Genomic DNA, 24,680 nt, shown 5'->3' with positions numbered 1-24,680 from the left:
GCGACGTAAGACGGCGGATGCATGCGCGCCTTTGCGTCGCGTCATCCAACCCCGGGCTTGACCCCAGGGGATATTCCAATAGGTTTTACGCCCCTGACGCCGAATGGCGCGGCGCGCTTTTCACATCCCTGCGCGCCATCACGGGCGCGTCCATGTGCCCAAAATTCAAACGGGACATGGAGAGCCTTTGTCATGCTACGATTTTTTGTGCAGTTTCTTGCCGCCCTTTTTTTGACCATCACCACCGCCACAGCTCAAACCCCACAAGAGCCTGCGGTTGATCCCGATACCGCGCGTTCCAGCGTCGATGTGCTGATCGAGGTGATTGAGGATGAGGCCGCGCGCGCGGAACTGGTCGAGCGGCTGCGCTCCGCCGGTCTGCCTGAGGCGGTCGAGGCGGTGGTTCCCGCCGCTCCACCGCCCTCGGACGTGTCCTTTGGCCGTAGGGTGGCCGAGATCACGCAGGCCGCCGCCGAAGATGTCGCTGATTGGGTTACGCATGTCGCCCGCCAGATCACCCGCGCGCCCAATGTGCTTGACGGGCTCAGCGGCGGAGAGGTCGCCGTGCTGCTTACGGCTTTGGCGGATCTTGCTGTGGTGATCGTGGGCACTGTTGTGGCCTTTCTGGTTCTGCGCGGGCTTGGCAAAACGCTCTACGCCCGCATGAGCGCCTCTGCCCGCGATGGCGGTCTCGCGCGGACCGTCCTGCTCTTTCTCGCCTCTGCCGTCACGGATGGGGTGATCGTGCTTATTGCTTGGGCGGCGGGCTATGCGCTGGCAATCCTTGCCTTGGGCGAGTTTGGCCAGATTGGTATTCGCCAAACCCTCTATCTCAACGCCTTTCTGCTGGTGGAAATGGCCAAAGTCGCGGTCAGGCTGGTGCTCTCGCCTTCGGCGACTGCGCTGCGCCCGCTGCCGATCAGTGATCGCGCGTCGGCCTATCTGTGCTCTCGCATCAACCTCATTGTCGGGATTGTGGGATATGGGCAACTTCTGGTCGTGCCGATCATCAACGGCAATGTGTCCTTTGCCGCCGGTCGGGCGGTTTCGACGCTGATTGCCGTGGCGGTTCTGGCGCTGGCGATTGGGCTGGTGCTGCGCAACCGGCGGGCGGTGTCCGAGTGGCTTTTGGGCGCGCAAGTGGACAGTGCAACGCCGCCCAAGGGCGCATTGGCCTATCTGGCGCGTCACTGGCACTGGCCCGCGTTGACCTATCTTTTGGCGATGTTCGTGGTCGTGCTTGTGCGGCCCGGCAATGCGGTCTTTCAGACCTTTCTGGCCTCTGGTCAGGTGCTTGTTGTGGGGCTTGTCGGATTTTCTGTTGCGACATTTCTCAGCCGCATGATGGTGCGCGGTGTGGCGCTGCCGCCGGGCATTTCGGCACGGGTGCCGCTTTTGCAGGGGCGGCTCAATGCCTTTGTGCCCAAGACACTTTTCGTCCTGCGCGCGGTGATCTTTGTTCTGGTCGTGCTTTTGGCCCTGAACGCGATTGGCCTTATTGACCTGCGCGGCTGGATGGTCAGCCAGTTTGGCCTCCGCCTTACCGGTATGATCCTGTCGGTGTCGCTGGTGCTGCTGGTGGCCTTTGGTCTCTGGCTGGCCTTGACCTCTTGGGTCGATTACCGGCTGAACCCTGAGTTTGGCAAAGTGGCCACCGCGCGGGAACAGACGCTTCTGACGCTCTTGCGCAATGCCGCCACGATTGCGCTTGTCGTCGTGACGCTGATGTTCGTTCTGGCCGAAATCGGCCTTGATATCGCGCCGCTTCTGGCCTCTGCCGGGGTTCTGGGTCTTGCCATCGGTTTCGGTGCGCAAAAGATGGTGCAGGACATTATCACCGGTATTTTCATTCAGTTCGAGAACGCGATGAATGTCGGCGATGTGGTGACAGTGGGCGGTGTCACCGGCACCGTCGAGCGGCTGACGATCCGCTCGGTCAGCCTGCGTGATGTGCAGGGCGTCTATCACATCATTCCGTTTTCTTCGGTCGATATGGTGTCAAACTATGTGCGTGATTATGGCTATTTCGTCTGCGACATGGGCGTGGCCTATCGCGAGAATGTGGATGAGGTGAAGCAAGCGATGCTCGATGCCTTCGCCGAACTGATGGGGGATCCCGATCAGGCAGATGGCATTCTGGATGAATTGGAATGGTTCGGCGTCAACAGCTTTGGCGACAATGCCGTGATGCTGCGCGCCCGGATCAAATGCGTGCCGGGTCGGCAATGGGGCATTGGACGCGCCTATAATGGCGTGTTGAAAAAGGTGTTCGACGCTCGCAACATCGAAATCCCCTTTCCGCATCAGACGATCTATTTCGGCGAAAGCAAGACAGGCCGCACACAAAGCCTGAGGGTCGATATGGATGCAGAGCGTGCCAAGGCGTGATCGGCTTGCCATGGATCACACGCCGATCACGAAAGCGTGTTAATCTCTGTTGACTTATCGCGCAGACCAGAGAAATTCCAAACAGGACACGCGGCGGGATCCCGCCGCGTGATGCAATGCAGACCTGTGGCATTGTTGAAAACAATGTTGAAACCTATGGTTGCGGCGGCTGTTTCGCAGCGACTTCTTTGATTGAATAAAATTGGAGCAAAAATGAATTCCACCGAAGTCCTGCGCCTGTCGAACGGAAACTTCCTTAGCTTTGAGAATTTCTTCGAATCCAGTTTTCCCGCCGGGACGACAGAGAATTTCCAGACTGTTACACTCCACGATTCGTCTGGTGCTCGCATCGGAGAGCCGCTGCGCCTGCGTGTCGGTGAGCTGCCAGAGGCTGAGGCAGGGCTCTATCGCAACAGCGTCGAATTCTCGATTGCCCAGCCGGATGGCGGTGCGGTGATCTATCTGAACGAGACCACGGATGGGATTCGCGATCCCAATACTGGCAATCTCGTTGTCTTTGATACATTCCAAGACTTTATTGTCAGGCTTGATTCACAGGGTGTGATTTCCAGTATCGAGCCCCTGTCGGAAAGCCTGACGCTACGCGGCTTTTTTCCTGATCCTGGCACGGTCATTTCCTTATCGGATGGCTCGGGCCTTATCGTCCACAATGTCCTGGCGAAAATCTCCGCGGATGGCGCCGTGGGGGATGTCTTCTTTCGGATCGACCCAGCAGAGATGACCACTGGCACGATCTTCAACACCGGGGCCGTAGCCTTGCCCGATGGTGGCTTCTTTGCCATCGGCTACACCGATCCGTCGGCCCGTGCCAGCACCGGCAATTTCCTTTATGGCAGCTTTGTCGATGCGGATCTTGCCGCCGTTGGCGATCCGATTGCCCTCTTGGATGATACATTCTTCCCCGAGGCGATCTTTAACGAGCTGGATGATTATGCTATTCTCCGTCAACCTGACGGGCGGATCGTCATTGCCGTCAACACCTACGATTCCGCCAATGCGCTCAGCCGTGTCAGTGAGATGACGCTGCTGATCCTCAACCCGGATGGCACGGTGAACACGCCCGCCTTCAGGGCCAACGGCGGCGGTGAACGCGCGGCGCGTCAATTTGAGCCGGAATTGTTCCTGTTGTCGGATGGCGGCTTCGCATTGGCCTATCAGACAGGCAATGAATTTGTGAGCAGCATTGATTTGCATGTGCGCCGCTTCAGCGCAAATGGTGTGTTTCAAGAAGAGATCGTGGTGGTGGACGGCGGCATTGTGGGTGGCTTTGATCCCGATATCGTGGAACTGCATGTCAATCCCAATGGCGATATTCTGTTCTTTGGTGTCTCCGGCGATGCGGCCTTGCTCGGTCAACTGGCAGTCGGCACCGTTGTAGAGCCGGAACCCACCGATGTGATCACCGGCACCGATGGCGATGACACGCTCGCGGGCACGGATGGCGACGATCAGATCGCCGCAGGGGCAGGCAATGACAGTATTGACGGTGGGGCGGGAAATGACTCGATCTCGTCCTCCGATGGCAACGATCAGGCCATTGGCGGTGCTGGCAACGACAATATCGGCGGTGGCCAGGGCGATGACACCATCGACGGCGGAGCTGGTGACGACATCATCGGCGGCGGCTTTGGTGCGGATAGCATCATGGGCGGCACGGGCAATGACGTTGTTGCAGGCGGGGCGGACAATGACACCCTGTCCGGCGGCGACGGCAATGACAGCATGTCGGGCAGCTTCGGCAATGACAGCATTGATGGCGGTGAGGGCGCGGATGATATCGGCGGCGGCACCGGGCGCGATACGATTGATGCCGGTGCGGGGGATGATCGCGTGGGCGGTGGCGAAGGCGATGACAGCATCCTTGGCGGCGACGGCGATGACTTCCTTGCTGGTGGCGGGCGTAACGATGTGATCAACGGCGGCGCAGGCAGTGACACGATCAATGCGGGCGCTGGAAATGACACGATCACTGGCGGTGCGGACGCCGATTTGTTCGTCTTTTCGTCCTTCTTTGACGGCGAGGCCGATATCATCACCGATTTCGAGGATGGTTCAGACAGCTTCCTGATCCGCCGCTTTGATCCCGATACCGGCGTTGAGAATATCAACAACGGCGGCAATGGTCTGGCGGGCTTTGTTGCTGCGATGAACATCGTCGATGTGGCGGGCGGCGCGCAGATGACGGTGAATGGTAACACCATCCTCGTTGAGGGGGTCACCGCCGCGCAACTCACAGTGGATGATTTCACGTTCCTTTAACACGAAAAGGCATGGCTCGCCCAGAACCGGGCGGGCCATTGCATTTTGGGCCAAACCCCGCCCCGCCTATTCTGATACATGCTGTCGCAGCCCTGCGCAGCTGGCGCTTTTGGCTTCTCTGAGCATCTCATTTTACACTAATCTTTAGTCTCGAAAGGATATCTTTTCGCGAGATGCCTCTGGCGTGTATCTTGCGCCTTTCAACACAACCGAGACTAGGAATCGGAGAACAATGCCATGCCGGAACTTCACGGCACAAAATGGGGTTCGCACCTGACAGGAACGCCGGGTGGCGTTGTGACCTGGAGCATCTCGCCCAGTCAAGAAGACGTGTCCGAGTTCTGGCGGCAACCGCCCGGCACCAGCTTTTCGGTCGATCCAGCCACGGTCTATACCTTCGATTTCGAGGCGTCGCTGCGCTTGGCCTTTGCCGAGTGGTCGCGCTATGGCGATATCGAGTTTTTGCAGGTCCAAGATCCCGGTGGTGCCGCCGGAGGTCAGATAGACCCCGATATTCGTATCTTCTTTGCCCCGATTCCCGGCAATACATTGGGGTTTGCGTTCTTTCCCTCTCCCCTAGAGTTGCCCATCGCCGGAGACATCCTTCTTGATGTGGATGCATCACTGAATTTCGATGTGCCGCTCTTCGAGGGGCTGGCAATCCACGAAATCGGCCATTCGCTCGGGCTTGAGCATATCGAAACCGTCGCTGCGATCATGAACCCGATCCTGACTCAGCCTGATATTCTCGCCGATGACATCTCCGGTATCCGCCAAATCTATGGGGCGCAGGATGGTGCAGCGGTGGTCTATACCATGCCGACGGGGCTTCGGGATCTGACCTTGCTGCACAATCCCGAAGATTTGACCGTTCTGGGAAACAACTTTGGAAACCGCATTACCGGAACCGATGCGGATGAGACCCTGAATGGGCTCGTGGGCAATGACACCCTTGATGGTGGCGCGGGCGACGACCTGCTGATTGGCGGTGTCGGAAACGACTGGGCCGAGTTCAGCACAATCGCCCGCTCTGCGGCTGCGTTTAGTGTCGTTGAGAACGGGCTACAGGTGGTCTCGTCTCTTGGCACTGACACGCTGATTGACATCGAATGGATCCAATTTCTGGACGAGTCGATCCGCGTGGCCGAGGTGATCACAGCGATCAGCGGTCCGATTGGGCTTCAACTGATTGGCAGCGGTCTCTCGGACAGCCTGATGGGCACTGATGACAATGACACCCTCAGTGGGGGTGCTGGCGATGATGTGCTCGCAGGCGGTCTGGGGAATGACTCGCTTGACGGGGGCGATGGCAATGATCGGATTTCTGCCTCCGATGGCAATGACATCGTGTTTGGCGGCCTTGGCAACGACAGTATCGGCGGCGGCCTTGGCAATGACACTATCGATGGCGGGGCCGGTGATGACATCATCGGCGGTGGCTTTGGTGCGGATAGCATCACGGGCGGCGCTGGCAATGACGTGATCGCGGGCGGGGCGGACAATGACACCCTGTCTGGCGGCGATGGCAATGACAGCGTGTCGGGCAGCTTTGGCAACGATCTGATTTTTGGCAACGGGGGCGCGGATGATATCGGCGGCGGCACCGGGCGGGATACGATTGACGCAGGTGCAGGGGATGATCGCGTGGGCGGTGGCGAAGGCGATGACAGTATCTCGGGCGGTGACGGCAACGACTTCCTCGCTGGCGGTGGGCGTAACGATACCATCGACGGTGGCGCGGGCAATGACACGATCAACGCGGGCGCTGGAAATGACACGATCACCGGTGGCGTGGATGCTGATCTGTTTGTCTTTTCGTCCTTCTTCGATGGCGAGGCGGATGTCATCACCGATTTCGAAGACGGCATCGACAGCTTCCTGATCCGCCGCTTTGATCCCGATACCGGCGTTGAAAACATCAACAACGGCGGCAATGGTCTGGCGGGCTTTGTTGCTGCGATGAATATCGTTGACACCGCCTTGGGCGCGCAAATGACGGTGGGCGGTAACACCATCCTCGTCGAAGGCATCTCCGCCGCGCAACTCACAGTGGATGATTTCACCTTTATCTGAGTGATGACCCGACTTTGGGCATCACCGATTTCCCTTTAACTTTCGGTAAATGCCGCAAGGCTGCCATGATTTGTTAAGCGCATGGCAGCCTTGCTTTGCCACCTTGGGTCTTGCGTGGGGACGCGGGAAACGGGTGGATATACATGGCAGTCAGGCTGACGCATGTCGGGACGAATCGTGCGGCAAATTTCGAGGTCGCGCGTGCGGTGGTGGCAATCACGCCCCTGCCGGACGGGGGGTTTATACTGGCCGACTTCGCCGCCGGTCAAAGCCGCGTGGTGCGCGCCACCGCCGCCGGTCCACTGCTTGAAGCGCCGTGGTTTCACGAGGCAACGCCACGCATCGCCGTGACGGTCGGCGATATGCAAGGCGCGCTGCCACCGCTGCTCTTGTCCGATCTGCGCGCGGCTTGGGATGCCGGATTGCGCAGCGCTGTGCCGGGGTTTCTGGGCCAAGGCGGGGTGCAGCCGCAGGCCGCAACCCTGCTTGCTGCGCGGCTTGCGGGGCGCGATGTTCTGATTGCTGCCGCCGCTGATGGTCAGGGTTTGTCCGTCCTGTCGCTTGGTCCGGATCAAAGCATCGCGGCGGTGACGACCATGATGGACAGCGACAGCCACTATCTGCGCGCCATTTCCGATATCGCGGTCATCGAGCGGCCCGGTGAAGTGCTTGTCTTTACCGCCTCTGCGCAAGAGCATGGCATAACGGTCCTGCGCCTCTTGGAAGAGGGCGGGCTAGAGCCTGTTGCCAGCCTTGGGCGCAATGACAGCCTGCCGATCCAGACGATCACGGCGCTTGCCCCGGCAGACATCGCCGGGCGTGCGTTTCTGATCGTCGCTGCGGCGGACAGTTCCAGCCTGACCGTGCTTCGCGTCGGTGACGCGGGCACGCTTGATGTCGCGGATCACCTTATCGATGGGCTTGCGACCCGGTTCGCCGGGGTATCGCATCTCGAAGTTGTGTCCGTAGACGGGCATGTTTTCCTGCTGGTCGCAGGCCGGGATGCGGGGCTTAGCCTTTTGCGCCTGACCGCCGAGGGGCGGCTCTTGCATATTGATACGCTCGCGGATGAGGTGGCCTTTGCCCTCAACGGTGTCTCAGGCCTTGCGGCACAGGTCCGGGCGGGCGGGATCGACATTCTGGTCACTGCGGCGGGCGAGGCGGGGCTAAGCCTCTTTCGGGTCGATCTTGGTCCTTTGGGGCTGGTCCTGCACGGCAATGCCGCACGGATCGAAGGCGGCATGCGCGATGACCTCTTGTCGCGCAGCGGCGGCAACGGTGTGCTTGACGGCGCAGAGGGGGACGATACGCTCAGCGATGGTCCCGGCGCGGATACGCTTGTGGGCGGCACGGGGGCCGATGTCTTTGTCCTGCGGGCCGATGGGCAACGCGATGTCATTGCCGATTTCACCTTGGGTGAGGATCGGCTCGACCTCTCGCTCTGGCCAATGCTGCGCAATCTTGGGCAGTTGGCGTTTACTCCGACAGCTACGGGGGCCCTTTTGCGCTTTGGGCTTGAAGAGGTGGACTTGCGCAATGCCGCAGGCGGGCCTTTGTTGCCACGGATCTGCCCGGTCTGCTTTTGCCATTGGTCTCGCATTTCGACGTAGTTCTGGGGCCGCTGCAGGTGGCACCCCCTTCGGTGCGCCTGCCTCCCTTGCCGCTGCCCCCGCCTGTTCTGCCCGAGGTCGCCGCCCTCCTGCGGGTGGGGGGCGCGGGCGATGACCTGCTTGAGGGCGGACCCGAGGACGACACGCTTGCAGGCAATGCGGGCAATGACACGTTGCGCGGTAAAGCGGGCAACGACCGTCTGGCCGGGGGTGATGGGCGTGATCAGATCGACGGTGGCGCAGGCCATGACAATATCGGGGGTGGTCTGGGGGCAGACCGGCTTTACGGGCAGGCGGGGGATGACACGATCGGCGGCGGCGCGGGGGACGATATGCTCTTTGGCGGCAACGGTGCCGATATCCTGAGTGGCGGGCCGGGCAATGACCTGCTTGAGGGCGGGGCGGGCAATGACCGCCTTGCCGGTAGCTTTGATCACGACACGGTGCGCGGCGGTCTTGGCGATGACCGCATCGGCGGCGGTCCGGGGCGCGACCTGCTCGACGGCGGCGAGGGCAATGATGAGCTTGGCGGTGGCGAGGCCGACGATACCGTGTTGGGCGGTGCCGGGGATGATTTTCTGGCCGGTGGTGGCCGGAACGACCTGCTTGATGGCGGCACCGGCAACGATACGCTGAACGCGGGCGCAGGCCATGACCGGCTGATCGGTGGCGAGGGGGCCGATATCTTTGTCTTCAACGATTTCACGGCTGGCGAGCGCGACGTGATTGTTGATTTTCAATTCGGAGAGGATCGCATCCGTCTGACCGGCATCGAGGGGCAGGGGCCAACAGGCCGCTTTCTCGCGCTCGACATTCAAGACACCGACGCAGGCGCTGTCCTGCGCTATGCGGGCCATGAAATATTGCTCGAAGACGTGGCGGCATCCAGCCTTTCACGTGACGATTTCATCTTCCTGTAAGGCGGCCCAAGGCTGGGAAAGTGCGGTTTAAAACACCCACCCATCCGCTGCCATGAAAGCCATCCCTCGGATCTAGCGGATAGTCGAGGGTTCTGAAATCAATGTCATAAATGCTTTGAATCGTCGCCAGCGTTTCGGGGGTAATGAAATTGTCATAGTTAAAATTCATCTCGCTCAGCGCGCGGGCAGGCAGATTGCCCAGATACCCCGCGACCGGGCTTTCGGGCATGCGGGTGCGGTTCAGCACGCGCGGTGTATAGTTCAGCCCCAGCTTTCGCGCGACCCGGGGCAATTCCACGTCCAACCGCTCGACATGTACGACAAAATCATAATGGATGCCGACCTCTTTGTAGAACGCAGGCACCTGCGTTTCCCAATGCCCGTTGATCAGGTTCTCAGGGCGCGGTCGGCTTGCATGCAGATGCGCGACCGTGTCCAGAAACGCCTCAAAGGACATACTGTTATCGTGGGGGTCGGCACCGGTGCGCGCGCAGTAGAGGTCATGCAACTCCTTAGCAAAAGGCTCCAGATCCGCACGACAGAGCAATTGCCGGCCGCGATAGATGCAGAATTTGTTGAAATAGGCGCTGATGATCCGTGTCACTGGATGCCGAACCAGAATCACCGAGCGATAGTTGCGCGCCGATAGCGCCTCGGCGCAGCCACGAAAAGGGGCGCTGTTGGTGTGGAAATACTGCTTGCGGGCCGGGCGTGACGGCATGTTATCGGCCAAAAAGTTGAACAGCGTGGTACAGGCCGCCTTTTGCGACCAAAAGAACACCGTTTTGCTGTCATCATGAATATAGCCGCGCCAGCCCATGCGCTCCGCCTTTGGCCAAGGGTCGTCCCCCATGGCTTAATGCGCGGGGCCTGCCTTGGCAACGCGCGGGTGGGGTTTTTGCGCCTTGTCTCGCGTGGCATGGGTCACTAGGTTGCGCCAGACCGATTGGAGGGCTTCGTTCATCATGGCCAAGCGCCTTTTTCTGCATGTCGGGATGCCAAAATGTGCGACGACGTCGATTCAGGCCTATCTCGCGGCTCATGCAGACGATCTGGCCGCGCGCGGTCTGAATTATACATTCGCACCCGGAGAGCAAATTCCAGAGCAGGGTAATGCCAGCCATCTGGCCAATGCCCTCATCACGGGCGACACGCGGCGCGGCTGGGAACTGCTGGATTACTTTCTGCGGCCCGAGGGCAATGTGATCCTCAGTTCCGAGTATCTTTTTGGGGTCTCTCGCGGGGCCGTCGCGGAAGAGTTGATTACGCGCATCCGTCAGGCCGGTTTCGACGTCTGCGTGATCTGTTATTTCCGCCGACAAGATCTGTGGATCGAATCCGACTACAAGCAGCATGTCAAAAGCGGTGCAGACTGGCGTCGGGGAATCGTGGCCCTTCTGAACGAGCGGGTCGAAAAACAGGTGCTCAACTACAACGCGATGCTGATGAACTGGGCGCGCTTCGTGGGGCATGACAATGTGCTCGCGGTGCCCTTGCGACCAGAGCAGGGGCCTGACTATGCGGTGCGCCGCTTTCTTGAAGCGCTCGATGTTGCGGATATGCTGCCGCAGGGGTCTGCCGGTCCAAAGCATCACAATGTCAGCCCTCCGACCGGTCTGATAGAGCCTGCGCGCTATCTCAAACGAGCGATGCTGGATCGGGGCATATCAATGTCGCTCGTCAAACAAGAGGTTGATCGCTTCTTTGACGTGGCCCCACGGCTGGTCCGCGTGCCGCAGCGCCGGTTCCTGTTGACCCATATTCGTCGGCAACGCTTGTTGCGAAATTGCGAGACCTCGAATGCCGCGCTCGCACGCAATTTTCTCGGGGGCATACCAGCCTTTGACATGGTGCCAGAGGAGGACGCGCCAAGCGAAATTCCGCTAGGCGCAGAGGCGGCCGGCATCCTTGCAGCCTATCACGTGGACAGCCAAAATAACCTGTTCGCGCGCGGGACCATCGAGCGTGGATTGGGTCTGCTCAAGCGCTCTGTGACGGCACTGCGCGTCAGAAATTGATGATATCCCGGTGATACCGGCGGAGCAGCAGTAGCCCAAGCGCCAGTGTTATGCCCGATACGGCCATCACGAACACCGAAGAGACATAGGTGGCGTCATAGGTGCTGTAGATGCCCTTGCGCACCAGCCCGATAGGATGGATCAGCGGATTCCACCACATCCAATCCCGATAGGGCAGCGGGACGGTATCGAAGAGAAAAATCACACCGGAAATGATCAAAAGGGGGCGGTTCAACACGGCCCAAGCCCGTTCCCAGATTGGAAACACCGACAACAAAAAGCAGTTGAGCGTGCCAACGCCGGCCCCAAGCGCAAAGGTAAGCGTATAGCCCCACGCAATAGCCCTCATGTCGACGATAACATTGAGATCATAAATGATGATAATCAGAGGCAACAGGATCACCGCGATCATGATGCTGGTTATGACGTTCAGAATGAACCGCGCAATCAGGGCATCGGTGTAGGTCACACCGGGATAGAACAACAACTGCTTGGAAAAGCGCAGCGAGACCGACATTTTATTGCTGATGTCCATATAGGCCATGAATGGCAGAATGCCGGTTGCAAAGAACAAGGGAAAATTGGTGCCGAGACTTGGGCTTTTGAATCCTAGGGAAAAGATGAAGGTCAGAAGGAAAATTCCTGCCACCGGCTCAAGCACCGCCCATAGGTATCCAAGCGCCGAACGCCCATAGGTCGCCGACATCTCGCGCAGCATCAACGCAATCACGGTCTGAACTGTGCCCGTGCGCTTGCGCGGCAGGGCCGGGGCAAAGGTTACATTTGTCATCTTGACGGATGGTGTATCACCCTGTCCTTTGATAGAAAATCCCCATCCGACAGATGTGATCGGACAACAACAGACCAAAGAGCAAGATTTGAACCAGTCCAATTCTCCTGCGGAAAAAGCGGCTCAACCCTCTGAACAGGGTGCCGCCCCCAAGACTGGGCCGGGTCCGAACGTGGTTCAGGCCCCATCCGCCAAGACGTCCTTGCGTCCGCCTGCAAGGCCGGCGGGTATTCGCACGCGGCATGTTCTCATTGCCCTCAGCTTTGTGATTTGGGTGATTCTGCCAGTCGTGGTGTCGGGCGGGTATCTCTACACAGTCGCACGTGATCAATACGCAAGCCATGTCGGCTTTTCGGTGCGCACAGAGGAAATCGGTTCTGCCATCGAGCTCTTGGGCGGCATCACCGAATTGTCGGGGTCCAGCTCTTCGGACACGGATATTCTCTACGAATTCATCCAGAGCCCGCAAATCGTGCGCGCCGTCCACGATCAACTTGATATGGCACGGATTTATCAGCGCTCCGGCGATCCGGTTTTCACGCTCGGCGAAGATACAAGGATCGAGGCGTTGCTGTCCTATTGGCAGCGCATGGTCAAGATTTTCTATGATCGCAGCAGTGGTCTTGTGGAAATCCGCGTGCTCGCCTTTGAGCCGCAAGACGCCAGAGCCGTGGCAGAGGTTGTGTTTGCCGAGAGCAGCAACATGATCAACCAGCTGTCGGCCATCGCCCGCGCCGACGCCATGCGCTACGCCGAAGAAGAACTGGCGCGCGCCGAGGATCGGCTCAAAGTATCCAACCGGTCGCTCACCAGTTTCCGCAACCGGACACAGATCGTCGATCCGGCGGCCGATGTTCAGGGGCAAATGGGTCTGTTGAATTCGCTCAGCGCACAGATGGCTGAGGCACAGATCGAGCTTGAGCTTTTGCTCGATAATGCCAACGAAAGCGACCCGCGCGTCAATCAGGCCAACCGCAAGATTGCGGCGATCCAGAAATTGATCAACGAAGAGCGGTCGGCTTTCGGTGGCGCTTCTGGTGTGTCCGGGGTTCAGCAGTATTCCGAATTGATCGAAGAGTATCAGGCTCTCGAACTCGAGCGGCAATTCGCCGAAAAAAGCTATCTTTCTGCGCTTGCCGCGCGCGACGTTGCCTTGGCCGAAGCGCAGCGGCAATCGCGCTATCTGGCCACCCATATTTCCCCGACCTTGGCCGAAACCGCCGAGTATCCACAGCGCGAATTGCTGTTGCTGATGATCTCAGGCTTCCTGCTCTTGTCCTGGTCGGTCCTGGTGATGGTCTATTACTCCCTGCGCGACAGGCGCTGAGCGGACACGTCCGATGATCGAGATACGCAACCTGTGCAAGACCTTCGTGCTCAACGGGCGGCGCAAGGTGGTTGCTGATAACATTTCCGCGGTTTTCCCGGATCGCACGGCGGTGGCCATTCTCGGTCGCAATGGTGCGGGCAAGTCGAGCCTGCTCAAGATGTTGTCGGGGTCCATGGATCCCGACAGCGGAGAGGTGATCAGCACCGGCACGATTTCTTGGCCAGTGGGCTTTGCCGGTAGCTTCCATCCTGAGATGACCGGGCTACAGAATGTCCGCTTCATTGCCCGGGTATATGGCGTCGATACTGCGGAACTTGTCGATTTCGTCGCTGATTTCGCGGGGCTGGGCCAGCATTTCAACTTGCCGGTGCGCACCTATTCCTCGGGCATGCGCTCGCGCCTCGCGTTTGGGGTGTCGATGGGCATCCACTTTGAAACCTATCTCGTGGACGAGGTGACAGCGGTCGGCGATGCTGCCTTTCGTGAAAAATCCGAATTGCTTTTTGCTGAGCGGATCACGCAGAGCGGGGCGATCATGGTGACGCATAACATGGGGCAGGTTAAACGCCTCTGCTCGCTTGCCGGTGTGCTCGAGGATGGGCATCTCAGCCTTTATGACGATGTCGACGCGGCCATCGCGCACCATCAGGAATTGATGAAAAGCGACAAGGCGGCTTCGGGCTGATTATGCCCTGACGGCGCAAACGCTTCTGTTACACCGGCGTTTTTCAGGCGTCCGTGTCACGGGGTACGGGGGCGCGGTTGTCAAAGCCGAATTGCGCCAGAAGAGCCTCGTTATGCGGTCTAAACTGCTCTTCCAGCCATGCGACCCGTTCTGGATTACGGCCCATATCCGGTTCTTGCGTGTGGTGAAACGCATTAAGAAACATTTGCTTAATGTCGTCATCAGCACAGGCCGGATCCAGCATGGATGCCGCAATGATATCGCAGTCCTGCATCCTTAAAGAGGGGTTGGTCTCGTGATGCGGAACGTCCCAGACCATATCTTGAGGCTGGCCCAGAACGGTATCGAGAACAGATTTGATGTTGCGATGGCTGTCCAGAATGATCGGTAGCTCGGGAAACAGCTTGCTCCAATTCGTCAGATAGGCGGCGGGCTTCATCGTGTCGATCCGACGTTTGGCAAAGGTCTCGAAATCGCGGCCCCCATAAGGTTTGCGCTCTGCCAGAAAGGTATCGAAAAACTGCTTCATGAATTGCGAATAGTCACCAAACACGAAATCACTGAATGGGCGCAGGAAGACCAGCAGTTGCACAGCAATCCCGGCCTTTTTGGTGATCTCGGCAAGCGCAATGCCCCGCTTTGACAGCGAATAGAGATCCTCATGACTCAGCACCACCGTATGCGCCCCCTCTGCGAACATGGCGTCGATCTCGGCTTGGCTGATCTCTGCCAGATGCGCAGCATTGCCCGGATGCGAGCCCTCAGGCGCAGGATAGTGAATGCCCTGCCGCAAGAGCGTCTCAGAATTCTGCACCATCACGCGCTGGAGGTAGGTCGAGCCACATTTGGGCGAGCCGATGTGCAGAATGATCTTTTGTGCCATGGTGCAGATATCTAGATTCGTGCAAGCTGTGTGGCAAGCCGATTGGCAAGATCGTCGATCATGTCTTCGGGATGACTGCCTAGATCGCGCAGATCAATCTCGCGTTCAGATTGGCTCACGGGTGCTGCGTGCCATGCGAGGCCAAGTGCGTCGGCCAAATCCGGTGCCGTGGCAGGCACCGACAGGATGGCGGGGCTCAACCGGCTCAGGTCCTTTGGGCCAAATCCATTGGTCACAACCCGTACCCCGGCCGCAGCCATTTCCAGCGGTGGATGACTGGGATGAGGCGAATACATCAGCGACAATCCCAAATCGACTGTACCTAAATAGTCGGGATAATCTTCCCAAGGCAACTTACCGAGGCTCCGCAAAACATGCCCGCCCGGCAGGGCGACATCACTGTGATGCTGGCCGATGGATACAAGCTCGATATCCTCAGGGCCCAAATTCTCTTTGCTGACAAACCGCGCAAGCGCCTCGATTGCGGTGGCATACATATTGCGCGGCACATCTGGCCGCCCATAGAGCGCCAGACGGCGCGGCTCCTTGCCCGCTGCCCGGCGCGTGACATGACTATAGCGTTCAATGTCGATTGAGGGGTGAAACGCCAGAACATCCCCGGTGGCAAAGCCGAACCCCTGATTAGCGAACCAATCGCGCAACAGGGTCGTGTTGAACACCGGCTCGAAATCAAAGTGATAGCTGGCCATGGCATCGGCGAATTCCGGGCCCCAGGCATAGAAATGCGGCTCGTAATCCTGAATGAGATAGAGAAACCGGGTTTGCGCCATCTCATGCCGCCGGATCAACCTTTCGGCGACATGCGCGCTCCACCATGCCGTGGCCATGAACATATCCCCGGAATGGAGCGGTAGGGTTTCGTTCTGCACGCCGCAGAGCAGGCTGATGCGCGCGGCTGTCGCTTCCCGGTCCTGCCCCTGCCCAAGGCGCCCCAACACAAAGCTGCGTGAGGTGCCCGGAGAGGACATCGGGAGATCGGTGGCAATGAAGCGCACAGGATAACCCCGCACCGCAAGACCCAGCCCGATGTCCAACGCTGTGGCGATGCCGGCAAAAATCTCAGTCGGGTTAAGCGTTGGCACCAGAATATTCAGCGCGGCATGGGGGGCGGTGAACTCTGGCACAAAGCGCGGTTCCTTGCGCAGATCAACAATGTTCTCGTGCTTGACCGGTGGCTTTGCCGGTGCTGTCAGGTTGCGCGGCGGACGCGGTGACATCCCCGGCGAGAGCGAATAAAGCCGTGTGTCAAATCCGTCGATCGCGCTCTTGAGGCCTGGCCCAAACGCTTCCCGCAGCGTCCAGACGGCACGGCCGATACTGACCACGGCAAATCCCGCTGCGATCCGTGCTAACCCCGCATGCCCCTGCAGGCCCAACACAACCGCATCGCGCAAATGTGTCCCCATGCCGCGCATCCGCCGCAGATAGGGGCGCAGCGGCGCGGTTTTGGCCTCGCCATGGCTCAGGCTGCCATCGGTGACGGCATCGCTCAGCCGGTTATAGGTCGATTGCCCAAGGTATCGCGCCAGCGCATAGGCAGTCGCCTCCTTGCGCATCCACATGGCATCGGGGCGCTTCCAGCGCGGTCCTCGGGGCTGGGTGCGGTCAATCGCGCCCATCACATTGCTCTGATGCTGGCGGTAATCAACCAAGGGCGTGTCGATCAGATGCACGCCGCCCGTTGCCGCAGCCAACAGGCCAAGCCAGAGGTCATGGTAAAAATGCACCCCGCTTTGCGGCGGAAAGGGTAGCGCCAGCCGCACCAGCCGGGGCCGCATCAGCGTGGTCATGCCGGTGATGTTATTGCGATAGAGCAGGCCGCGCAGGCCGGGGTTTTTCTTGCGCCGCTCAAAGGCGAACATCGAGCGGTGCAGCACGGTTGTGCCATCCGGCCCGACGAGGCGCGCATCGCTATGCACAAGATCGGCACCGCTTTTGACCAGGGCCGCAACGCCGCGCTCCAGACGATCCGCATGCCAGATGTCATCCTGATCGCAAAGGGCGATGAGCGCTGCGTCTTCGCCCAGCCCCTCGGCGTCGATCAGGCGTAGCGCCTCGCTCAGCCCCGCCTCAAAGGCGCGCACGGCGTCAAGCGGCACGTCGCTGGGAACAATCGTGAGAGGCAGGTCCGGTGCCATGGCCTTCGCCGTCTGTATGACCACCATTTCGGAACTTGTGTCCGCGATAACGGCCACCAAATGACAGTTGGCATGAGACTGCTCCGCAAGCGACCGGATCTGCGCCGCCAGATACTCAGGCTCCGGCTGAAATACAGCCATTATGATGAAAATGCGCGGCGTCATCATGTCCTGAGTGATCGAAATAGTCTCTGCGCTCTAACCGAGCCCTCCTGCCAATGCAAGCCACGCACGTCCGACATGGGGGGTTCGGCCTGCGTTACCTCTCTTGTCATTCGACCGTAACAGATTTTGCAAGGTTTCTGGGCTGATCCACATCGGTCCCTTTGGCCACGGCGGTGTGATAGGCGATCAACTGTGCGGGCAGGGCATAGAGGATGGGTGCCAGAATGGGATCGGTATCGGGCAGGGTGATGGTCTGCCACACGCAATCGCCTGCCTGCGTCACACCCCGCGCATCTGACACCAAAAGGATACGACCGCCGCGCGCCATAACCTCTTGCATGTTGGAAACGGTCTTGTCGAACAGCGCATCGCAGGGTGCCATAACAACCACCGGCATCGTCTCGTCGATCAGCGCAATTGGTCCATGCTTCAACTCGCCCGAGGCATAGGCCTCGGCATGAATATAACTGATTTCCTTGAGCTTCAGCGCACCCTCCAGCGCCAGTGGATACATCAATCCACGCCCGAGAAACAGCGCACTAGGTGCAGTCGCAAGCTGGCGCGCGATGGCTCTGATCTGTTCGTTGCGTTCCATCGCGGTATTGAACGTGGCGGGCAAGGCGCGCAGCCCGGACAAGAGATCCGCCAGACGTTCCGCCCCGACATGGCCCCGGTCCTGGGCCGCCTTGAGCGCCAAAAGCAGGAGCACGGTCAACTGACAGGTAAAGGCCTTGGTCGAGGCCACGCCAATCTCGGCCCCGGCATGAATCGATAGCGCCAGATCGCTTTCGCGGGCGATGGAACTCTCGGGCACATTGACCACGGACACGATTTTTGCCGCGCGCCCCTGCATATAGCGCAGTGCTGCCAGCGTATCGGCGGTCTCGCCGGATTGGCTGACAAAGAGCGCGGTTGTGCCTGGGCTCACGGGCGGCTCACGATAGCGGAACTCAGAGGCGATATCGACTTCGACCGGCAGGCGTGCCAATTGTTCGAACCAGTATTTCGCAGTGAGACAGGCGTAATAGGCGGTGCCACAGGCCACCAGAGTCAGCCGCTCCACTTTTGCAAAGTCCGGCACGCCTTCTGGCAGGGTCAGGCGGGTTCCATCGCTGCTCAGGTAATGCCCAAGCGCCGCGCCGATCACCGAAGGTTGTTCGGCGATTTCCTTGGCCATGAAATGCCTGTGCCCGGCCTTATCAACGCGGGCGGCCTCGATCTCGATGATCTTGATCGGGCGGTTGGCCAGATGGCCATTGACGTCTGTGATCACAAGGCTGTTGCGCGTTACGACGGCAATGTCACCCTCTTCCAGATAGGTGATCCGGTCGGTCATCGGGGCCAGGGCGATGGCGTCTGAGCCCACGAACATCTCACCGTCGCCATGGCCCACGGCCAACGGGCTGCCGCGTCGCGCCGCGACCAAAAGATCAGCCTCGCCTTCAAACAGAAAACAAAGCGCATAGGCCCCCTCTAGCCTCGCGATTGTGGCGCGTGCCGCTTCGACCGGGCCCATGCCCTGCTGCATGAAATGATGCGCAAGAAGGGCCACGGTCTCGGTGTCGGTTTCAGTCTCATGGGCGATACCATGCGAGGCCAGTTCTGCCCGCAGCGCCCGGAAATTCTCGATAATGCCATTATGCACCACGGCCACCGGGCCAGAACGGTGCGGATGCGCATTGGCCTCGGTGGGTGCGCCATGTGTGGCCCAGCGGGTATGGCCAATCCCCGCCTTGCCCGCCAAGGGATGATGGACCAGCAGATCGGCCAGATTCACCAGCTTGCCCACCGCGCGGCGGCGATCTAGGCGCCCGTCGTTGATCGTGGCGATCCCGGCGCTGTCATAGCCGCGATATTCCAGCCGCTTGAGCGCTTCAACCAGCAGCGGTGCCGCCTCGTGATCCCCCAGAACTCCGACAATCCCACACATCAGTTTGATCCTTTGTCGCGTTTTCCGGCGCGTGCTTTCAACATATCGAACAGCTTGCGCGCGCGCCCCGGCATGTCCACCTGCGGTGCGCGTGCAATGGCCAGCGCGTCCGGGGCCACATCGCGCGTAATCACCGATCCCGAGCCGGTCATCGCCCCGTCCCCCAGTGTCACCGGGGCCACCAGCATCGTGTTCGAGCCCACGAAAACCCGCGCACCGATCACCGTTTCATGCTTGCTCACACCGTCGTAATTGCAGGTGATGGTGCCCGCGCCGATATTGCTCTCGTCGCCTACACGCGCATCGCCGATGTAGCTCAGGTGATTGACCTTGGCCCCCTCGCCGATCAGCGCATTCTTCACCTCAACGAAATTGCCAATGCGGGCATGTTCCGCCAATTCAGTGCCGGGGCGCAGGCGGGCATAGGGGCCCACCACCGCGCCACGCGCCACATGACAGCCCTCAAGATGGGAAAAGGCGCGGATATGCGCGCCAGTCTCGACCGTGACGCCGGGGCCAAAGACCACATAAGGCTCGATCAGACTATCGCGGCCCAACCACGTGTCATAGGCAAACTGCACCGTATCAGGCGCGACAAGCGTCACGCCAGTTTCCAGCGCCTCGGCCCGTTTGCGCGTCTGAAACGCGGCTTCTGCCCGTGCGAGTTCGGCGCGGGAATTGATGCCCATCGTCTCGGCCTCGTCGCAAGTAACAGCGGTTGCCGATAACCCCCGCGCCCGCGCCAGACCCACGATGTCGGTCAGGTAATATTCACCTGCCGCATTCGCATTGCCCACCTCTGAAATCAGATCGAATAGTAGCGCTGCCGGTGCCAGAACCACGCCGCTATTGCAGAGCGTGATCGCGCGCTCGGCCTCGGCCGCATCCTTGAATTCGACAATTTTAACAAGGTCTTGTCCCTGCATCACCAACCGGCCATAGCGGCCCGGATCAGCCGCCTTGAACCCCAGCACAACAATGTCATGGGCGCTGCGCGCCGCTTGCATCCGTTCCAGCGTTTCAGGCTGAACAAAGGGTGTGTCGCCATAAAGCACCAGCGCATCGCCCGGATAATCCACCAGACGCGGCGCGGCTTGCGCCACCGCATGCGCGGTTCCCAGTTGCTCGGACTGGATTACGATCTCTGCGGTCTCGTCAAAGTCATGGGCCGCTGCACGCACCGCCTCGGCCCCGTGCCCGGCCACCACGATCACCTGATCTGGCTCCAATGTCGCGCCTGCCTGCATGGCATGCCCTAGCATCGGCGCGCCGCCGATAGGATGCAGTACTTTGGGAAGGTCGGAATTCATCCGCGTCCCCTGACCTGCTGCCAATATGATCAGTGCCGTCGCCATTCTGCGCCCTTTGCCCGTATGCCTGTCCGTTTTATCCGGTTGCGGCACAGGTGCAAGGGTGGGGGCTGGTTCAGCTAAAAATCGCCCAGATTATCGACAATTTTAACCTCTCCTTCACGCCAACCGGGTGCTGTAGTCCTGCTGCAACCCATTGCAGCGCAAGGAGGTGAGGAAACTGAGAGAACCCGACTTTCGGAAATGGATGGTTTTACTTGCAGCGGGCACGCTGCTCGTTGGGATCATCCGGCTCTTGATGGGGATCTAACCCCTGAAAGAAAAGACCCTGCGGAGTAGCAGCTCCACAGGGTCACGTTTTCGGTGAGGACACTGAAAACCGATTTTCGGATGTCCTGCTTATACCCCAATCCTTACCAAAAAGTAAAGCTGCGCCGGTGCCCCATGCAAAACGCCGCCCCAAAGGGCGGCGTTTGTCGTATCCGGGTGGAAACAGGGTTTAGAACCCGAGACCAGCGTATTTGTTCTTGAACTTGGACACACGGCCACCGGCATCCATCAGACGCGAGCTGCCACCGGTCCAGGCGGGGTGCACCGTGGGGTCGATGTCAAGCGACAGCGTGTCGCCCTCTTTGCCATAGGTCGAGCGCATCTGAACGATGGTGCCGTCGGTCATCTTGACGTCGATGACGTGATAATCGGGGTGGATGTCTTTTTTCATCGTACCAATCCTTACGCGGAAGCGCCCGATTGGGCCTTGTAGTTGGAATCCTCTGCAATACGCGCAGACTTGCCGCGACGCGAGCGCAGGTAATACAGCTTGGCGCGACGTACGCGACCACGGCGAACAACCTCGATGTTGTCGATGTTGGTTGAATAGAGCGGGAACATACGTTCCACACCTTCGCCAAAGGAAATCTTGCGGACCGTGAAAGAACCGGCGATGCCCTTGCCATTCTTCCGGCTGATGCAGACGCCTTCAAAGTTCTGAACGCGGCTACGGGTGCCTTCGGTCACTTTGTAACCGACGCGGATCGTGTCGCCGGCTTTGAAATCGGGAATGGTCTTCCCGAGGGCGGCAATCTGTTCCGCCTCCAACTGAGCGATAATATCCATCGCTTCTCTCCTGATTTGCTTGCGGTTTTTCCCGCAAAGATGTCTCGCGTCCTCAGAGCTCTTGGTCTTCTTCCGGGTCCGCAGATGCGCCCGCCAGAGTTCAGGTCGTCCTTGTCTGTGATCCGTTTGCCGGGGCTGCCGCAGGCGACCGAAGAAAGTCTGGCGGGAGATTTAGCCAATAACAAACGCACCCGGAGCCGCAACCGATTCCAAGCAAGGCGGTGTATAGGCGCAAGCGTAAGCTGGATCAAGCCTTGTCAGGATGGGTTCTGCGGTGTTTTTCCCACAGATCGGGGCGTCGTTCGGCGGTCAGCCGCTCGGACATCGCGCGCCGCCATTCCGCCACCTTGGCGTGATCGCCAGAGGTCAACACCTCAGGGATGACCCGGCCCATCCATTCGGCGGGGCGGGTATAGTGCGGATGCTCCAGTAACCCGTTGGAATGACTTTCTTCTTCCGTGCTCTCGGCATTGCCCAGAACACCGGGCAACAGGCGCACACAGGCGTCGATCATCGCCTGTGCGGCTATTTCACCGCCGGTCATTACGAAATCGCCCAAGGACACCTCTTGGATGCCATAATGCTCGATCACGCGCTCATCCAGCCCCTCGAACCGGCCACAGATGAGCGTTACACCGGGGCGTTGCGACAGGTCTTGTGCCATGGCCTGATCAAACCTACGACCACGCGGGCTCAGGTAAATCAGCGGCCAGCCGGGCGGGGTGCCCGCCATCACCTCGTCAATCGCACGCCCCATCACATCGGCGCGGATCACCATGCCCGCGCCACCCCCGGCGGGCGTATCATCGACATTGCGATGTTTGCCCTCGCCATAGGGGCGCAAGTCAATGGCATCGAGCGCCCAGAGACCGTTTTGCAGCGCGCGTCCTGTCAGGCTCTCGCCCAACACACCGGGAAAGGCTTGTGGGACAAGGGTAATCACCCGCGCTGTCCAAACCCCCGCCAGCTCCGGCGTGGGCGTGATCAATTCACGCGGGGTCATGGTGGCACGGATGGATTTGCGCCCGTGCGAGCGGGGTGTGCCGCTCATATCAGGCCTTCGGGCGGATCGGCGATGATGCGCCCTGCGGCCAGATCGACGGTCGGCACAGCTTCGGTGGTAAAGGGCAACAGGATGGTCGCAGACATCCCCGGCGCATGGATTTCCAGAATATCGGACGCGCCGTGGTTGAGCACGGCCTTGACCCGCCCCAATACCGCGCCGCCGGTGTCATACACCTCAAGCCCGATTAGATCAGCGTGATAGAATTCATCATCCGGCAGATTGGGCAATTGCGCGCGCAGCGCATAGAGCCGCATGCCGCGCAGCGCATCGGCGGCCTCTTTGGTGCTGATGCCAGAGAGTTGCGCGGTCAAACCGTTGGTGGTCTGGCCCGTCAGGGTCACGTCAAAGGCGCGTGCGCCATCCTCGGTGCTCAGCGGGCTATAGGCCGCGATGTCTTCGGGCATGGCGGTAAAGCTCTTGAGCCGCACCTCGCCACGCACGCCGAATGCGCCGCCGATGGCGCCTACGCAAATGCGGTCACTGTCGCTCATGGGGTTGTCTCCGGTTGTGCGGATAGGGAGATGATCCGCTCAATTCCCTTGATGCGCAACAGGGTCATGCTCAGCGCACCTCGGTTGGCAGGGTTGGACGGCGGGTTTCCCATCCGGCCAGCTCTAATTCGGGTGTGTCGCTCGCGGTCTCGGGCCAGCCGACGCACAGATAGGCCACCAGCGCCCAGTCAGCGGGCACTTCAAGATCGCGCGACAACTGCTCAGGATCGAGGATCGACACCCAACCCACGCCCAGGCCCTGCGCGCGCGCCGCCAGCCAGAAATGCGTGATCGCGCCCACCACCGAATAGCGGCGCATCTCTGGCATGGTGGCGGCCCCCAGACCCGCGCCCTTGTCGGTTGCCTCGTCGCAATAAATCGCCAGTTGCACGGGGGCGTCTTGCATCCCCGATAGCTTCAAGCCCGCGTAAACGCGCGCCTTGTCGCTCTCATAGCCCGCCAACGCCTGCGCATTGGCTGTGGTGAAATTCTCCAGCGCCGCAGCGCGCGCGCCGGGCGATTGCACCCGGATCACGCGCCATGGTTCGCTCAGCCCCACAGAGGGCGATAGAAGAAAGGTGTCGAGGCAGTCTTGCAAGACAGCCTCATCCACCGCGTCCCGGCGAAAGCGGCGCACATCGCGCCGCCATCGCATGAGATCGCGCAGACCGGTCTGGAAGTCCTTGGAAAATTGCGACATTCCAGCGCCTTTCCAGTCTTATTCCTCGGCGGCTGCCTCTTCGGCAGGGGCGTTGGCGGCCTCGGCCTTGGCGGCTTTCTCTGCAGCGCGCTCTTGCGCTTTCTTGCCCGGAACGGCCTTTTTCAGGTTGGCACGCTCTTTCTTGGCAACGATACCTGCGGCTTCCAGCATGCGGCTGATGCGGTCGGTCGGCTGTGCGCCCTGTGCCAGCCAGTGCTGAACGCGCTCGATGTCCATCTTGACGCGATCTTCGCTGTCTTTCGGCAGGAGCGGGTTATAGGTGCCCAGCTTCTCGATAAAGCGGCCATCGCGCGGCATACGGCTGTCGGCCGCGACGATGCGGTAGAAAGGACGCTTTTTGCTGCCACCACGGGCGAGACGGATTTTCATGGCCATTTGATATTCTCCTTATAATGGCGTGGGTTTGGCGGGGCTCAGGCCCACCTTACGATTGGTGCTTTTGGTGATGTCGGATCACCTCGGCGATGATGAAGTTCAGAAACTCCTTGGCAAAGGCGGGGTCGAGATCAGCCGCTTTTGCCAATTCTTCGAGCCGTTCGATCTGTTGCGCCTCGCGCGCGGGATCGGACGGGGGAAGGTCGTATTCAGCCTTGAGTTTCCCCACGGCCTGCGTGTGCTTGAAACGCTCGGCCAGCGTAAAGACGAGGATCGCGTCGAGCCGATCAATGCTCTGGCGATGCTCCTTGAGAAGCTGCGCGGCAAGGGCGGTTGCGTCAGTCATGCGAGACTCCGGCGGCTGAAAGAA

Annotated in this window: 21 protein-coding genes; 8 read left to right on the top strand and 13 right to left on the bottom strand. The window is 59.9% G+C overall.

The genetic code is table 11. The features are described from left to right. The first annotated feature begins 192 nt into the window (after positions 1 to 192). The 5 genes from ACLGGT_RS05485 to ACLGGT_RS05465 all read left to right on the top strand — a co-directional run bounded on the left by ACLGGT_RS05485 (position 193) and on the right by ACLGGT_RS05465 (position 9,271). On the top strand, positions 193 to 2,388 hold the full coding sequence (locus ACLGGT_RS05485) for a mechanosensitive ion channel domain-containing protein (protein WP_437195211.1): 2,196 nt from the start codon (positions 193 to 195) through the stop codon (positions 2,386 to 2,388). A 213-nt stretch (positions 2,389 to 2,601) separates the two neighbouring features. Next, a complete protein-coding gene (locus ACLGGT_RS05480; protein WP_437195210.1) occupies positions 2,602 to 4,668 on the top strand; it encodes a calcium-binding protein in 2,067 nt (688 codons plus the stop codon). Between the two features lie 237 nt (positions 4,669 to 4,905). Continuing rightward, positions 4,906 to 6,741, top strand: a complete 1,836-nt coding sequence (locus tag ACLGGT_RS05475; RefSeq protein ID WP_437195209.1) for a matrixin family metalloprotease — start codon at positions 4,906 to 4,908, stop codon at positions 6,739 to 6,741. Positions 6,742 to 6,884: 143 nt separating this feature from the next. Then, positions 6,885 to 8,351 (top strand): calcium-binding protein, encoded by a 1,467-nt coding sequence (locus tag ACLGGT_RS05470; protein ID WP_437195207.1) that lies wholly within the window; start codon positions 6,885 to 6,887, stop codon positions 8,349 to 8,351. Continuing rightward, entirely contained in the window at positions 8,324 to 9,271 is a 948-nt protein-coding gene (locus ACLGGT_RS05465) for a calcium-binding protein (protein ID WP_437195206.1), read from the top strand. The genes ACLGGT_RS05470 and ACLGGT_RS05465 overlap by 28 nt, the downstream gene beginning before the upstream one ends. Here ACLGGT_RS05465 and ACLGGT_RS05460 read toward each other — a convergent pair. Further along, complete coding sequence (locus ACLGGT_RS05460) at positions 9,258 to 10,091, bottom strand: sulfotransferase family 2 domain-containing protein (protein ID WP_437195205.1); 834 nt, start codon at positions 10,089 to 10,091, stop codon at positions 9,258 to 9,260. The two genes, ACLGGT_RS05465 and ACLGGT_RS05460, sit on opposite strands and share 14 nt — an antisense overlap. A gap of 145 nt (positions 10,092 to 10,236) precedes the next feature. Between ACLGGT_RS05460 and ACLGGT_RS05455 the strand changes: the two genes are divergently transcribed. Further along, positions 10,237 to 11,289, top strand: a complete 1,053-nt coding sequence (locus ACLGGT_RS05455; protein ID WP_437195204.1) for a hypothetical protein — start codon at positions 10,237 to 10,239, stop codon at positions 11,287 to 11,289. Here ACLGGT_RS05455 and ACLGGT_RS05450 read toward each other — a convergent pair. Further along, positions 11,279 to 12,079, bottom strand: a complete 801-nt coding sequence (locus ACLGGT_RS05450; RefSeq protein WP_437195203.1) for an ABC transporter permease — start codon at positions 12,077 to 12,079, stop codon at positions 11,279 to 11,281. The genes ACLGGT_RS05455 and ACLGGT_RS05450 overlap by 11 nt on opposite strands. Positions 12,080 to 12,167: 88 nt before the next feature. Between ACLGGT_RS05450 and ACLGGT_RS05445 the strand changes: the two genes are divergently transcribed. Together ACLGGT_RS05445 and ACLGGT_RS05440 are read left to right on the top strand one after the other, a co-directional pair. Further along, a complete protein-coding gene (locus ACLGGT_RS05445) occupies positions 12,168 to 13,406 on the top strand; it encodes a sugar transporter (RefSeq protein ID WP_375554642.1) in 1,239 nt (412 codons plus the stop codon). 13 nt (positions 13,407 to 13,419) lie between these two features. Beyond that, the gene (locus ACLGGT_RS05440) at positions 13,420 to 14,094 is read left to right on the top strand and encodes an ABC transporter ATP-binding protein (protein ID WP_008279688.1); all 675 of its coding nucleotides are present in this window, start codon (positions 13,420 to 13,422) and stop codon (positions 14,092 to 14,094) included. A gap of 43 nt (positions 14,095 to 14,137) precedes the next feature. Here ACLGGT_RS05440 and ACLGGT_RS05435 read toward each other — a convergent pair whose 3' ends face one another. The 11 genes from ACLGGT_RS05435 to ACLGGT_RS05385 all read right to left on the bottom strand — a co-directional run bounded on the left by ACLGGT_RS05435 (position 14,138) and on the right by ACLGGT_RS05385 (position 24,656). Then, on the bottom strand, positions 14,138 to 14,977 hold the full coding sequence (locus tag ACLGGT_RS05435; RefSeq protein WP_008279687.1) for a hypothetical protein: 840 nt from the start codon (positions 14,975 to 14,977) through the stop codon (positions 14,138 to 14,140). A gap of 11 nt (positions 14,978 to 14,988) precedes the next feature. Then, a complete protein-coding gene (locus ACLGGT_RS05430; protein ID WP_437195202.1) occupies positions 14,989 to 17,304 on the bottom strand; it encodes a rhamnosyltransferase WsaF family glycosyltransferase in 2,316 nt (771 codons plus the stop codon). A 103-nt stretch (positions 17,305 to 17,407) separates the two neighbouring features. Next, complete coding sequence (gene glmS / locus ACLGGT_RS05425; protein ID WP_437195201.1) at positions 17,408 to 19,231, bottom strand: glutamine--fructose-6-phosphate transaminase (isomerizing); 1,824 nt, start codon at positions 19,229 to 19,231, stop codon at positions 17,408 to 17,410. Beyond that, complete coding sequence (glmU, locus tag ACLGGT_RS05420) at positions 19,231 to 20,586, bottom strand: bifunctional UDP-N-acetylglucosamine diphosphorylase/glucosamine-1-phosphate N-acetyltransferase GlmU (RefSeq protein ID WP_437195200.1); 1,356 nt, start codon at positions 20,584 to 20,586, stop codon at positions 19,231 to 19,233. Before glmU ends, glmS begins: the two co-directional genes overlap by 1 nt. A gap of 454 nt (positions 20,587 to 21,040) precedes the next feature. Beyond that, positions 21,041 to 21,262: a 50S ribosomal protein L31 gene (rpmE, locus tag ACLGGT_RS05415; RefSeq protein WP_008279682.1), complete on the bottom strand. Its 222-nt coding sequence runs from the start codon at positions 21,260 to 21,262 to the stop codon at positions 21,041 to 21,043. 11 nt (positions 21,263 to 21,273) lie between these two features. After that, complete coding sequence (gene rplS / locus ACLGGT_RS05410; RefSeq protein ID WP_008279681.1) at positions 21,274 to 21,657, bottom strand: 50S ribosomal protein L19; 384 nt, start codon at positions 21,655 to 21,657, stop codon at positions 21,274 to 21,276. A 247-nt stretch (positions 21,658 to 21,904) separates the two neighbouring features. Further along, positions 21,905 to 22,708, bottom strand: a complete 804-nt coding sequence (trmD, locus tag ACLGGT_RS05405) for a tRNA (guanosine(37)-N1)-methyltransferase TrmD (protein WP_081507397.1) — start codon at positions 22,706 to 22,708, stop codon at positions 21,905 to 21,907. Next, positions 22,705 to 23,214, bottom strand: a complete 510-nt coding sequence (gene rimM / locus ACLGGT_RS05400) for a ribosome maturation factor RimM (RefSeq protein WP_219434987.1) — start codon at positions 23,212 to 23,214, stop codon at positions 22,705 to 22,707. The genes trmD and rimM overlap by 4 nt, the downstream gene beginning before the upstream one ends. 70 nt (positions 23,215 to 23,284) lie before the next feature. Next, the gene (gene bluB / locus ACLGGT_RS05395) at positions 23,285 to 23,914 is read right to left on the bottom strand and encodes a 5,6-dimethylbenzimidazole synthase (RefSeq protein WP_437195199.1); all 630 of its coding nucleotides are present in this window, start codon (positions 23,912 to 23,914) and stop codon (positions 23,285 to 23,287) included. Between the two features lie 18 nt (positions 23,915 to 23,932). Further along, positions 23,933 to 24,310: a 30S ribosomal protein S16 gene (gene rpsP, locus ACLGGT_RS05390; protein WP_008279677.1), complete on the bottom strand. Its 378-nt coding sequence runs from the start codon at positions 24,308 to 24,310 to the stop codon at positions 23,933 to 23,935. 49 nt (positions 24,311 to 24,359) lie between these two features. Then, entirely contained in the window at positions 24,360 to 24,656 is a 297-nt protein-coding gene (locus tag ACLGGT_RS05385; protein WP_008279676.1) for a chorismate mutase, read from the bottom strand. Positions 24,657 to 24,680: the final 24 nt, after the last annotated feature.

The sequence above is a fragment of the Roseovarius sp. MS2 genome (assembly GCF_051447875.1).
Lineage (GTDB): Bacteria > Pseudomonadota > Alphaproteobacteria > Rhodobacterales > Rhodobacteraceae > Roseovarius > Roseovarius mucosus_A.
This window is presented reverse-complemented; position numbering and strand designations above follow the sequence as displayed.